General features: G+C 38.5%; 16 protein-coding genes. 4 read left to right on the top strand and 12 right to left on the bottom strand.

Annotated elements, in window-relative coordinates:
* The 4 genes from FFM51_RS08960 to FFM51_RS03120 all read left to right on the top strand — a co-directional run bounded on the left by FFM51_RS08960 (position 1) and on the right by FFM51_RS03120 (position 2,359).
* Complete coding sequence (locus tag FFM51_RS08960) at positions 1-108, top strand: IS3 family transposase (RefSeq protein ID WP_137596903.1); 108 nt, start codon at positions 1-3, stop codon at positions 106-108.
* Positions 109-296: 188 nt separating this feature from the next.
* On the top strand, positions 297-1,055 hold the full coding sequence (locus FFM51_RS03130; protein ID WP_137597190.1) for a glucose 1-dehydrogenase: 759 nt from the start codon (positions 297-299) through the stop codon (positions 1,053-1,055).
* A 125-nt stretch (positions 1,056-1,180) separates the two neighbouring features.
* On the top strand, positions 1,181-1,606 hold the full coding sequence (locus tag FFM51_RS03125; RefSeq protein ID WP_137597189.1) for an ArsC/Spx/MgsR family protein: 426 nt from the start codon (positions 1,181-1,183) through the stop codon (positions 1,604-1,606).
* Positions 1,607-1,702: 96 nt separating this feature from the next.
* On the top strand, positions 1,703-2,359 hold the full coding sequence (locus FFM51_RS03120; RefSeq protein WP_137597188.1) for a histidine phosphatase family protein: 657 nt from the start codon (positions 1,703-1,705) through the stop codon (positions 2,357-2,359).
* 57 nt (positions 2,360-2,416) lie between these two features.
* Here FFM51_RS03120 and FFM51_RS03115 read toward each other — a convergent pair whose 3' ends face one another.
* The 12 genes from FFM51_RS03115 to FFM51_RS03060 all read right to left on the bottom strand — a co-directional run bounded on the left by FFM51_RS03115 (position 2,417) and on the right by FFM51_RS03060 (position 12,868).
* Positions 2,417-2,986, bottom strand: coding sequence for a TIGR01440 family protein (locus FFM51_RS03115; RefSeq protein WP_137597187.1), 570 nt, complete (start codon positions 2,984-2,986; stop codon positions 2,417-2,419).
* Between the two features lie 22 nt (positions 2,987-3,008).
* On the bottom strand, positions 3,009-4,004 hold the full coding sequence (locus FFM51_RS03110; protein ID WP_137597186.1) for a ribose-phosphate diphosphokinase: 996 nt from the start codon (positions 4,002-4,004) through the stop codon (positions 3,009-3,011).
* A gap of 82 nt (positions 4,005-4,086) precedes the next feature.
* Complete coding sequence (gene recD2 / locus FFM51_RS03105) at positions 4,087-6,558, bottom strand: SF1B family DNA helicase RecD2 (RefSeq protein ID WP_137597185.1); 2,472 nt, start codon at positions 6,556-6,558, stop codon at positions 4,087-4,089.
* Between the two features lie 18 nt (positions 6,559-6,576).
* Positions 6,577-7,266, bottom strand: a complete 690-nt coding sequence (locus tag FFM51_RS03100; protein ID WP_137597184.1) for a tetratricopeptide repeat protein — start codon at positions 7,264-7,266, stop codon at positions 6,577-6,579.
* Between the two features lie 14 nt (positions 7,267-7,280).
* The gene (locus FFM51_RS03095) at positions 7,281-7,940 is read right to left on the bottom strand and encodes a histidine phosphatase family protein (RefSeq protein WP_137597183.1); all 660 of its coding nucleotides are present in this window, start codon (positions 7,938-7,940) and stop codon (positions 7,281-7,283) included.
* 288 nt (positions 7,941-8,228) lie between these two features.
* Positions 8,229-9,359, bottom strand: coding sequence for a tRNA 2-thiouridine(34) synthase MnmA (gene mnmA, locus FFM51_RS03090; RefSeq protein ID WP_137597182.1), 1,131 nt, complete (start codon positions 9,357-9,359; stop codon positions 8,229-8,231).
* A 165-nt stretch (positions 9,360-9,524) separates the two neighbouring features.
* On the bottom strand, positions 9,525-9,866 hold the full coding sequence (locus tag FFM51_RS03085; RefSeq protein WP_137597181.1) for a DUF1831 domain-containing protein: 342 nt from the start codon (positions 9,864-9,866) through the stop codon (positions 9,525-9,527).
* A gap of 1 nt (position 9,867) precedes the next feature.
* Entirely contained in the window at positions 9,868-11,031 is a 1,164-nt protein-coding gene (locus FFM51_RS03080) for a cysteine desulfurase family protein (protein ID WP_137597180.1), read from the bottom strand.
* A gap of 18 nt (positions 11,032-11,049) precedes the next feature.
* Positions 11,050-11,742 carry a 5'-methylthioadenosine/adenosylhomocysteine nucleosidase gene (locus FFM51_RS03075; RefSeq protein WP_137597179.1) on the bottom strand — a complete coding sequence of 231 codons (693 nt, stop codon included), beginning with the start codon at positions 11,740-11,742 and terminating at the stop codon, positions 11,050-11,052.
* 32 nt (positions 11,743-11,774) lie between these two features.
* The gene (locus FFM51_RS03070) at positions 11,775-12,092 is read right to left on the bottom strand and encodes a hypothetical protein (RefSeq protein ID WP_137597178.1); all 318 of its coding nucleotides are present in this window, start codon (positions 12,090-12,092) and stop codon (positions 11,775-11,777) included.
* Complete coding sequence (locus tag FFM51_RS03065) at positions 12,093-12,647, bottom strand: NUDIX hydrolase (RefSeq protein ID WP_137597196.1); 555 nt, start codon at positions 12,645-12,647, stop codon at positions 12,093-12,095. It abuts the gene before it with no gap.
* A 2-nt stretch (positions 12,648-12,649) separates the two neighbouring features.
* Positions 12,650-12,868, bottom strand: coding sequence for a cold-shock protein (locus FFM51_RS03060; RefSeq protein ID WP_137597177.1), 219 nt, complete (start codon positions 12,866-12,868; stop codon positions 12,650-12,652).
* Positions 12,869-12,888: the final 20 nt, after the last annotated feature.

The following is a 12,888-nucleotide window of genomic DNA, read 5'->3' as shown; positions in this document are numbered from 1 at the left end:
ATTGTAATTGAAACAGTCCAAAACTACATCCAATTTTGGAATAATACTCGTATTTTTACCAAATTAGGCAACCAATCTCCAGTTCAATACCGGGAATCGATTGCCTAATCGGAAGCAAAATGACTTTTTAGAATCTGCTTTTATTTAATTGTCTCAAAAAATAGTTGCAGTTCCTTTAGTGTCCCTTTTTTTGTTCTACTTTGCATACTCATATTTCTGGTAAACTTTATCAAAAAAGTATACGATTAAACACATAAACAGTTAACCGTATTAATATTATTCAGGAGGAATTACCGATGCTTTTAAAAGATAAAGTAGCCATAATTACAGGCGGAGCTTCAGGAATGGGGCTTGCAACGGCAGAGCTATTTGCTAAAGAAGGTGCTAAAGTAGTCATTGCTGATTTAAATTTAGCCGGAGCTAATGATGTCGCTGAAACAATCAAATCTGCCGGTGGAATCGCAACTGCAGTAGAAGTCAACGTTTCCCTACAAACAGATATTGACCAACTTTTTAAAACAACTTTAGCAACCTTTAAACGTGTCGATATTTTAATTAATAATGCCGGTATTATGGACGACATGGCCGGGATTGCTAACATATCCGATAAAATTTGGCGACGTGTTTTTGCAGTTAACGTTGATAGTGTCATGATGGCATCCAGAGTTGCTATGCAATCTTTTTTACCTCAAAAAAATGGAGTCATTGTTAACATTGCTTCAGTCGGTGGTTTACGCGGTGGAGCAGCAGGTGCTGCTTATACAGCAGCCAAACACGCAGTAATTGGGCTAACTAAAAATACGGCTTATATGTATGCTCCGTCTGGTATTCGTTGTAATGCAATCGCACCTGGTGGGATTGCGACGAATATATCCAAATCAATGTCTAGTGTCGATCAAGACGGCCTGATGCGAACTCAAGAAGGTAGCAACATTATGCCTACTCCTGGTCAGCCACATGATATTGCCCAAGCAGCTCTTTACCTTAGTTCAACTCAAAGCAAGTATGTTAACGGAATTACGTTGACAGTAGATGGTGGTTGGAGCACATATTGATATTGTTTATTAATAAAATCAATATTCATAAAATAAAAAATTGTTAATTATTGAATAAATTAGTTGCTACAAATAGTCTATGTGCGGTAAACTTACTCCTAACCAATTAGATAGAAGGTGATCTCATGGTCCAATTGTATTTTCACACTAATGATCCTTCCAAACGTAAGGCTGTTAAATGGTTAGTTGACCATGATGTAATTGCAAATCAGCGAAACATTGAAAGTGAGCCACTAACTGAATCAGAAGTCATGCACCTACTTTCATTGTCCATCGATGGTACTGATGAGCTGATTTCAAAGCGGTCAAGGGACACAAAAGCCTTGAACATGGATCCTGATCAAATGACAATTAAAGAATTAACGGCAGCAATTCTAAAAACGCCTCACATTCTCAAAAACCCAATCATTTTTGATAAGCGCAAATTAATGACTGGGTTTGATTTAGAGAAAATTGGTATGTTTGTACCTAAAAAGCTGCGTAAATTAGAATTATCGGCGCTATTTGCTAAATTAACACCCAACAGTGGTAAAAATATTAAACTAGCATGATACAATAGAACTTGTCAAATTGACGAGTTCTTTTTGTTTGAAATTAATTCATAATGTTAGGTTATATTTGATCACAATTGGGAGGAACTTTAAATCATGAAACAGTTGGAATTATACTTTGTACGTCATGGAGAAACATTATTCAATACTATGGATAAATTGCAGGGTTGGGCTGATTCCCCACTAACAGAAAATGGTATCAAAATTGCTCAGCAAACTGGCCAAAGGTTGGCAAATACAACGTTTCAGTCTGTTTATACGTCTGATATGAAGCGAACTATCGATACTGCTAATTACATTATTGCAGCTAACAAAACGTTTACTGGCATTGCGCACCCCTCCGCCAATTTTCGTGAAGCTTTTTTTGGAGGATTTGAAGGCTTAGACAACCAAAGTGTTTGGCACTCCATTGCGGCTCCCTATGGTGCCAATAACCAAACTGAAATGCTAGAAAACGTCACTCCCGGTACTGTCCGTGATCGCATGCATGCTGCTGACCCACTTCACTTAGCCGAAACAGGGGACCAATTTTGGTCCCGTGTAACAACAGGTTTTGCTGAATTGTTAGACAAAGAGGCAGATCACAACCGCGTTTTAATCGTTGCCCATGGAACTCTGATTCGCTCATTAGCAATCAGGTTCGCTGATCATAATATAGATCCTGTACATACGTTTCCTCAAAACGGAAGTGTAACCAAAATTTTACTCAGCCCACAACAAGTAGAAGTCACCGACTACAACTTAACCAAATAAAAAAATAGCATTAAAACTGGCTTTGAGTCTATCAGTTTTAATGCTATTTTTTAATTTTTAAATCCCATTGGAATGCCACTCATACTGTGCCCGTTGACCGCCAACTAGTTTAGGCCGACTTCGCAAATAAGTAACGTGAGCAAAGCCCACTTCCTTGATCGTAGTTCGCACCGGAATCTGCACAAACTTGACATGCATGCCAATTGAAGTGTCACCAAGGTCAATTCCCCCAGCAGCAATAATATGCTCTACTTCAACTGGATCATCAAATTGTTCATAAGCAGCTACCTGCGTTGCACCACCAGCGTGAAGCGCCGGTACAACGGTTACCTGTTCAAACCCTCGCTTATCAGCCTCAATACGCTCCATCAATAGTGACCGATTAATATGTTCACAACCTTGAATTGCCAAATGTAGATTACGATCTTTAATCGCATTAAAAACCACTTCTACAATCATTTTACCCACAGCAATCGAGGAATCCTTGCCAATCGTTTTACCTTGGACCTCGCTTGTACTTGAGCCAAGCACAATCAAAGAATCAGGAGCAAACTCTGCTTGATCTAAAAATTCATTAACTCCTTGTTGCAACTGCTGCTTAGCTAATGCTAAATTAAATTCTTCCATTGCACTTACTCCTTTTTTTCAATTAAATGTGAGCACTCTTATTATCCGAACTGACAAATAGTGAGTCAACTGGTTCGTTATTGTGCACATGGGCAATTGCAGATCCAAGTAATGGCGCCACTGACAGCTGGATCAACTTATCGCTTTTTTTACTTTCCGGTAAGTTAATCGAATCCGTAACAATCATTTTTTCGATCGCTGACTCATCAATTTTGGTCATTGCATCTCCAGAGAACACCGCATGTGTAGCACATGCCAACACATGTTTGGCTCCAAAATTTTTAATGGCAGTTGCGGAAACTGCCATTCTGACACCCGTATCGATGATATCGTCAATAATAATAGCTGTTTTTCCTTTTACATCGCCAATAACATACTCGGGAACTTGCTCTGTCTTCCGCTCAATTTCTTCAGGATTACGATTATCAATGATTGCAATTGGAGCCTTCAAAATTTCAGCAAACTTACGTGCTCTAGTGACACCAGCATGATCTGGTGAGACAACTACAATATTATCTGTTAAATCATGAGTATAAAAATAATTGGCCAACAGTGGTGCTGCTAACAAATGATCTACCGGTATATTGAAAAATCCTTGTACTTGTGCAGCATGCAAATCAAGTGTAACAACACGGTCAGCATGATCCATTTCCAATAATGTCGCAATTAATTTGGCCGTAATTGGTTCTCGAGAACGAGCTTTACGATCTTGCCGTGCATAGCCATAATACGGTAAAATCACGTTAATAGTTTTGGCGCTAGCTCGACGTAGTGCATCAATCATAATCAATAGTTCCATTAAAGTTGAATTTACTGGATCAGATATTGACTGAATCACATAAATTTCACAACCACGAACACTTTCATCAATGCTGATTTGAATTTCCCCATCTGCAAACTGTTTGATGGTGGCATCACTGAGCGGTAACCCTATTTGATCTGCAACTCCTTGAGCCAAAGGTCGATTTGAATTTAACGTAAATAATTTCACATTTTCCGCATTTTTAATTTCTGTCATGGATGGGCTCCTCTAGAATGAATTTCCATTATATTATCGCAACAATTAAGCAACTGTGCAAGCACAATAATCTTTTATTACACTAACTATTTAAAAAATCCGTGGGCTTAACACCATGCATGCCAATCAAAGGGTCTACTTGACCATTTTGAACAAGTTGCATTGTCAAAGTGTAGGAAACAGGATCATCTTCAACCGACACATCTTCAGTTGAACTAACAGTCGCTATTTCTTTAGGGGCTGCAACTGACAAATTATTAGCCGATGCTGGAACTGGTTCTCCTTGAAAGACATCTTGCAACCTCAATTGAAGTGATGTATTACGATTGACAGATTCATTTTTAATACTCAGCGCAAACGCCTCTGGATCACCTACTAATACTAATTTACTTTTTGCTCGAGTAATCGCAGTATACAACAGATTTCGTTGTAGCATTCTACTATATTGTCGTACCATCGGCAAGATAACCATCTCAAACTGACTGCCTTGCGACTTATGAATTGAAATACAATATGCTAACGTCAATCTTTGCCATTCATTTCGTGAATAAGTAACTTCAGTTTGATCAAAGTCAATTGTAATTTGATCGGTTTTAGGTCCCTTTGTTCCCTTAACACCTAACTCGATACTGACAATAGTTCCAATGTCACCGTTAAAAACATTGTTCTCTGGACTATTGACCAGATGCAGCACCTTATCCCCAATACGAAAATGCTCCCCGCGAAACTCAACTTCCTTTTTTTTCGACTGATCAAGTGGGTTAAAAACATCTTGCACTAACTCATTTAAACGATTAATACCAGCATTGCCGCGATACATAGGTGCTAATACTTGTGTCTGTGTAGCACTGAAACCTCGACTTTTTGCTCGTTCAACAACTTGATCAATAACCTCTGCCACCTGGTCAGTTCGACAAGCAATAAAAGAGCGATCAGGAAATGCAGCGGTAAAATCAGTTGGCATTTTACCCATTTTGATTGCATGAGCTAAAGGAATAATAGAAGATTCCGCTGACTGACGATAGATTTGATTTAATTCCTGCTTCGGTAAATGGTCAAAATTTAGCAAATCATGAAAAATCTGCCCTGGTCCAACTGAAGGTAGTTGATCTTTATCACCAACTAGAACTACCTGCATTGAACTGGGGACTGCCTTTAATAGCGTCTTAAACAGCAAAGTGTCAACCATTGATAGCTCATCAACAATTAGCAAAGCTCCAGACAAATCACTAACATTCATGTCGGTTGGTTGCTCTCGCCCATTTAACCCCAACAAGCGATGAATTGTACTAGCCGGTAATCCCGTTGTTTCACTCATTCGCTTCGCTGCCCGGCCGGTTGGTGCAGCTAACAAAACCGGAAATGGACTATCTTTATATTCATTAATATCCAGTGAATAATGGTGTAATTTAGCGAATGCCGCAACGATACCATTGATAATAGTTGTCTTGCCGGTTCCCGGGCCACCAGTCAGTAAGAAGACATGTGACTTAATTGCAGATCTAATTGCCCGTTCTTGTGATTCGTCATAGTCAATGTTTAGCTGCTTCTCAATTTGCCTAATAACTTTATCAACTTGTTGGCCGTCGATATCAATTGATTCATCAGACATTAATCGAGACAAATGTTGTGCAATTTGCCATTCAGCATTAAATAAAGAGCTGGGATAAATACGTTCATCCTGGGCCACTAATTTATTTAATTTAGTTAACTCAATTAATTGATCAGCAATCTTTTGGGGAGCAACTACAGTATTGCGGCTTTCTTCTAACAATCTTAATGCTTCAGTTAACAATGGCTTAGCAGTAGTATAAGTGTCCCCACTTTGCATTGTAACTGTATCCAACACCTGCAAGATTGCTGCATTGATTCTGCGTGGATCATCATTATTGATATGTATTTGTTCAGCAACCTGATCCGCACGTTTAAAACTAATTCCATCAATATCTTCTGCTAGTTGATAAGGGTTCTTAGCAATTACTTCAAGTGTCTCATCCCGATATTTTTCAAAAATGGTAGTTGCTAACGAGCTACCAAAGCCAAAATCGTTGAGCCCAATAATAATTTGATCCATTCCCTTACTTTCCGTAACATTGTCAATTAAAACTTTGACTAAGTTAGGTCGCAGGTGTAACGGAGTTAAAACTGAAGAATCATTAACAATTTGATCAATTGCACTAGTTCCCAATAAGTCCACAATTTTAGTAGCTGTCTTTTTACCAATGCCAGCAAATTGCTCTCCTGATAGATAGTTAATCAGTCCTTCTTTAGTGGTAGGTTGTGCATTATGATAGTTATCTGACTGAAATTGTTGACCATATTTCGGGTGATCAACTAATTTTCCTTCAAACCGATAAGCACTTTCTTCATTAATATCGCCAAAATTTCCAGTCACGACAATTTCATCTTGCGACCAATCAAAGTTATTTTCCATTGGTTGAACAAGTAATACTTTATAAAAACTATCAGCACTCGCAAAAAAAGTGGTGATCACTTTACCAATCAAAAAAGATGGCTCGCTTGGACCATCAAATAAACTAATCGAATTGTCCATAGTTGTCATCTCCTTATGTTACTTGCTACTATCTTTTTGATCACGCAATACTTTTTCAATATCAGCTATCCGTTGTTCACTTCGCTGATAATAATCAGGATCCAGTTGCTTTGCTTGAGACAAATAATCTGTATAATCCTCACCAAGGACCATCGCTACTAGTCCACGATTAAATTGCGTATCAGCCCTACCAGGATGGCGAACTAAAATTTGATCATAGAAATCTTTGGCCTGGTTAAAGTTCCCCAATGCCAATAATGCATCTCCTAAAACCTGATTAATTTCTGGATCTTGTTTACGTATGTCATGCGCCGTTAGGCCATAAGCAATCGCTCGTTTATAATCTTTCTTTTGCATCCAGCTTTGCGCCATCATTAGGTATGCATCTGCTTTTAACTTGTCATCAGTGATTTTTTGATACCACTTAAGTGCTTCATCAAATTTCTCCACTTCATAATATAAGTTGCCCAGACCATATTCTAATAAATTGGTGGCTGCCTTATTTTGGTCGAACCGGCCTAAAGCCTTCATAAACAAATCTTCAGATTGTTCATAACTCTTCAATCGCGTTAATAGGGTACCTAAATCGTAGTAGTTTTGAACCTTATCTGGTTGAGCATCAATGTCTTTTACTAGCTTTGTTACTAACTTTTCAGATTGAACTTTAATATTTTCTTGAATGGAATCTCGTTTTTTTTCTGTTGCCATATAAAACAACCCCTTTATATCGTATCAGTTGGATCAGCCACTGATTTTCGTAGATAGCTGGTATCATTCCATTTGAGTAATTTAAACTCACTGCCCGTTCTTGTTTCCAATACAGTTGTAGATGTATTATTTAATCCACCTCGATCTCTTAAATACGCCAATGGTACACCTAATAGTGAATTAATAACAGCATTTAACGCCGCTCCATGAGAAACAATTAAAACATTCACATCGCCTTGATTAGCTCCGGAAATTTCTTTAATTGCACCACCCATTCTGTTAATCAGTTGTGCAAAAGTCTCTCCATGAATTTGAGCCGGATCATATTGATCCGGATGGTGTCGAAAGGCGTCAAACTCCTTTGGAAACTGGCGTTTAACATCATCAAACAACATTCCCTCCATTTGCCCTAAGTCAAATTCAGCCAGCTGACTCATCAAAGTAAACGGTATCTTCTGATGAATACTTTTTTGTAGCTCAAACGCAGTTAGCCGTGCTCTTCGAATGGGGCTTGAAAATACATGCTCAAATCTAATAGGACGCAAGAATTGACCCAATTGTTTAATTTCCGCATAGCTCGCAGGTAACAATGGTGAATCACCGTGAGCACCTTGATATCTGGATTCTAAATTCCACTCAGTTTTACCGTGTCTGATTAAATATAGCTTTGTCATTTTAACTTCCTTTAACTTGTCTCACAATAACAAATTAATTATACCAATAAACAGATAGCCTGAGCCAAAATAACATCAAGTTTTTATTAATTTTCATCAGGCTACTGATTTCAACTTATTAAAAAATACTTGCTAATACCAACAAGCTATTATAATAAAGCTTTAATTTCAGACCAACGAATTTAATTAAGAATCCAGCAAAAGAAGATGTAATATGCAATATCTTTTAAATCAATAAGAGGCTGACCAAAAACATACTTTTTGGTCAGCCTCTTATTGATTTAATTATTAAACATATTGAAGTACACGGGTGTCATTATACGCCTCATCAATAATGGCGCTTCCTAAACACTCTTGACCATTATAAAACACAACGGCTTGCCCAGGTGTAATTGCTCGGACAGGATCGTCAAATGCAACCGTAACTTGTTGTCCATCATCAGATAATTTTACCGTAACACCTGTATCTTTTTGACGATATCGGAATTTAGCTGTGCAGTGAAACTCATTACCATAATCGTCAATTGCATCAACCCAATGAATATCACTAGCATTTAAATGCGTAGCATACAAATGTTCGTTATGATAGCCTTGACCAACATATAGCACATTCTTAGCCTGATCTTTACCAATCACAAACCAAGGTTCATTGCTAGCACCATCGCCACCAATACCAAGCCCTTTACGTTGACCAATTGTATAATACATCAAGCCAGCATGCTCGCCTTTTACGTCACCATCAAGCGTCACCATTTTACCAGGAGTTGCTGGCAAATAAGTACTCAAGAAATCACGAAAGTGGCCTTTTTCGCCAATAAAACAAATTCCCACCGAATCTTTCTTTTCAGCAGTTGCTAACCCAGCCGCCTTAGCAATTTCACGTACCTCTGGCTTAGTAAGCTTTGCTAGTGGGAACATCACCTTATCAAGCTGCTCATGATCCAGTTGGCTTAAAAAGTATGTCTGATCCTTATTTTGATCTGTTGCACGCATTAAATGCATATGGCCGGCATTATCACGCTGCAAATCAGCGTAATGTCCAGTCGCAACATAATCTGCCCCTAATTGATTAGCGTAGTCAATAAAGGCCTTAAACTTAATCTCTTTGTTGCAAACTACATCTGGATTAGGTGTTCGATCTTTCTTATATTCATCTAGAAAATAAGTAAAGACACGATCCCAATATTCTTTTTCGAAATTTACCGAATAATACGGAATTCCGATTTTTGCTGCTACCTTAGCAACATCCTTGTAATCTTCTGTAGCCGTACAAACGCCGTTTTCATCAGTGTCGTCCCAATTTTTCATGAACACACCAACAACATCATAACCCTGCTGCTTTAATAACAAGGCCACAACTGATGAATCGACGCCACCGCTCATGCCGACTACTACACGAGTATGACTGTGATCAGCCATTTCATCACCATCATTTCAAATAGATTCTGGAAACATCCACGATTTGAAGGTCGTAACAATCCAGTGCTGACTATTATAGCAAAAAAAAAGCGGCAACTCTACTTTCAACCCTTCAAAATAGAAAATTGCCATTTTAGTCAATCGCTTAATCATTAATAAGTATTATTAATTTTTAATAAAAACGCCACGTTTAACCATTTCATCAAGAATGTAGTGATATTGAGTGACAAACTCATCAGCCCGTGCATTGGTAAAAATATTCATAGCAATTGTGCCACTAGCATTAACTGTGCTCATTTTAATTCCAGTTAAGTCTTCATTAATTACAATTTTCAATTGTGCTGCTGCCTTATATGGTGAACTGGGATCAAGCGAACGTTCAAACGTAAAGGTTCCCCGTTTAGATACTTCAAAGCCTAGATCACGAAGTGTGTACTTCTTGATCGCAGGACCAATTGCATAAGTGTCGTTATCCCCAACTACCTTAACTTGTTTTTCAAAAGCCATCTTAGCTAACCTCACTTTTTTCAGTTAATCGATTTGCAATTTTAGTTACTGCTTGTATGAACGCGTCTATCTGCTCTTTGGTAGTATAGCGACCAAAACTGATCCGAATTGACTCACTAATTCGAGGACTATTTTCCCCATACATTGCTGTTAATACATGTGAAGGCTCTAAATTACCAGCAGTACAAGCAGATCCTCCTGAAATTGCAAAACCCGCCAAATCCAAGTTTGTTTGCATAACATAGGTCGAGATTCCTTTAAGCCAAATGTTTAACACGTGGTTTAAATTGTCCGGTTTTATTTCACCATTCACCTCAACTGCAACTCCATTGGCTTGTAGTCCATTTATAATTCGATTTTTAAACTCAAAATACTTTGTTTGCCGTGCCCTTTTTTCTGCACTAGTAAGAACGCTAACTGCAGTCCCAAAAGCTGCAATTGCTGGAATATTTTCGGTTCCAGCGCGTCGCTTATCTTCTTGCTCACCACCCTTAACAAAACTAGGAAAATTAATTCCATTGCGGCGATACAAAAAACCAATCATTTTAGGGCCGTTAATTTTATGAGCTGACGTTGATAACATGTCAATATGATCACGTTTAACATCTATATCTAATAGCCCATATGTCTGAACAGCATCCGTATGGAACCAAGCTTGGTGATCCTTAAGGAGCTCACCGATTTCGTGAATTGGCATTCTGCTACCAACTTCATTATTACCCATCATAATAGTAACTAGAATCGTGTCATCACGCAAAGCGTTTTTGAAATCAGACAACGAAATGTTTCCATTTTGGTCAACTGGTAAGTATGTGACTTCAAAACCCTGACTTTCCAAATATTGTAAAGGTTTTAACACCGCTTCATGCTCAATTGCAGTTGTAATAATATGCTTACCTAAATTTTGACGCGCAATTGCAGTTTGCACGATAGCAGTATTATCACTCTCACTACCACCACTGGTAAACGTAATTTCAGTAGTGGCAGCATTAATGCTATCCGCAATAATTTGTCGTGAATCTTCCATCACCGTGTGAGCCTTGCGCCCAAAACTGTACGTTGTGGAAGCATTACCCCATACGTGATTCATTTTATCAGTCATCTCTGCAATAACTTCTTCTGACATTGGCGTAGTCGCCGCATTATCTAAGTATACTGGTTCCAATTAACCATCCCTCCCTAATTATTTAACATGGTGTAATAATGCTATAAGCATTTGTGCTGACCGATGACCTGCGTCAACAATAAATTCATCAAATGAAACACCAGCGTCATCATTGCCTGTATCTGAGATGGCCCGAACAACGACATATGGAATCTTGTGATCAGTGGCTACTTGACCCACTGCAGCACCTTCCATCTCGCTTGACAATGCATCTGGAAAATGTTGAATAATTTGATCAACTGCTGTTTGACTAGCAACAAATTGATCACCAGTAACAATTAGGCCCTTGAAAATATTTAATCCAGTCGACTTTCCTGCCTCAACTACTGCATCTGACCATTCTTTGGAAGCAACAAATCTCGCCGGCTGTCCAGGTAACTGACCATATTGATACCCAAAAGCCATTGCATCAACATCGTGATATGCTGTTTCCGATGAAACTACCACATCGCCCACATGCAATTGAGCACCAATTCCACCCGCCGAGCCAGAATTAATAACCACATCCACGTTAAATTCCACAATCAGATGTTCAGTCGTAATCCCCGCCTCTACTTTACCAATTCCAGATTCAACTAACACAACTTTTTGCGAATTAATCTGGCCTTCAAAATAATTTTTGCCACCTAATTGTGTTTCTGTCTTATTTTCCAGTACCGCAACTAACTCTTTTATTTCTTCCGGCATTGCACAAATAATTCCAAATTTCATTTTTATTTTTTCCTCAATTCAACTTTAATAAATTAGCCCACAAAAAACAAAACAAGATAGACAATAATAATTGCCAAAATCAATCCAATAATCACTAGATTTAATTTTCGCTTTAATTGATGCACTTTTTGGCCGCCGTCAACGATATTCGTGCTTCTAGACATTGGTTCTTCTTCAAGATTATCTTGTTGCGGATCATCTACCCGTTGGTCACGATGCGTTCGCGAATATTCTCGTTGAACCTGCACTCTTTGTTGATCACGCTTTTCAAATTCATCTTGCGATGCTTGCTGCTGCTTGCGGTACTCTTGTCGTGTTTGTGGTTCTTGATCATCATTTTCATACTTCATTTACTTATCACCACGCAAAGATAAAGTTTGCCAATAGTAAATAGCCATAATCGTCTTGGCATCACAAATTTGACCTGATTTAATTAATTCTAATGCTTGTTCCAAGGTTACCTTTACTAACTCTAAATTCTCATCGACATCTTGCGGTAACTGTTTGGCTACTGCTGTTAAGCCTCGAGCTAAATACAATGTCATATATTCATCAGAAAAACCGACAGATGAATAAAATGAACTAACCTTCGTTAATCTATCCGCTACCAATCTGGTTTCTTCATTCAATTCACGAATTGCTGCATCGCGGGCATCGCCATCTCGTTGATCAACTTTACCAGCTGGTATCTCGAGTGTCGCTTGATCAACCGCTGCACGCCATTGTCGCATCAACAGCATTTGTTGATGGTCATCAATGGCTAAGATTGCTACTGCCGGTGCATGCCGTACAATTTCTCGAGTAGTCATTTGACCGTTAGGTAATCTTACGTCTGCCACTTCAACATCCATAATATGACCGTGAAATATAGATCGAGAGGAAACTCTCTTTTCTTCTTGCGACACCATTAATTCTCCCCTTGATCTTCCAACACACTTACATGAGCAGCTTGTGGTCCTCTAATACCTTTAACAACCACTAACTCTACTTGTTGTCCTGCAGCCAGTTCTTTATGCCCAGAACCTTCAATACCACTGAAATGAACAAAGACATCCGGTTCGTCAGCAACTTCAATAAATCCAAATCCCTTTTGATTGTCAAAATTTTTTACGATTCCACGTAACATTGATATCATCCTATCTGCTT

Origin of the sequence: Paucilactobacillus kaifaensis, assembly GCF_005405145.1 — a bacterium.
In the GTDB taxonomy this organism is placed as follows: domain Bacteria; phylum Bacillota; class Bacilli; order Lactobacillales; family Lactobacillaceae; genus Paucilactobacillus; species Paucilactobacillus kaifaensis.
Note: the sequence above shows the minus strand (reverse complement) of the source record. Positions and strands in the feature narration are given on the sequence as shown.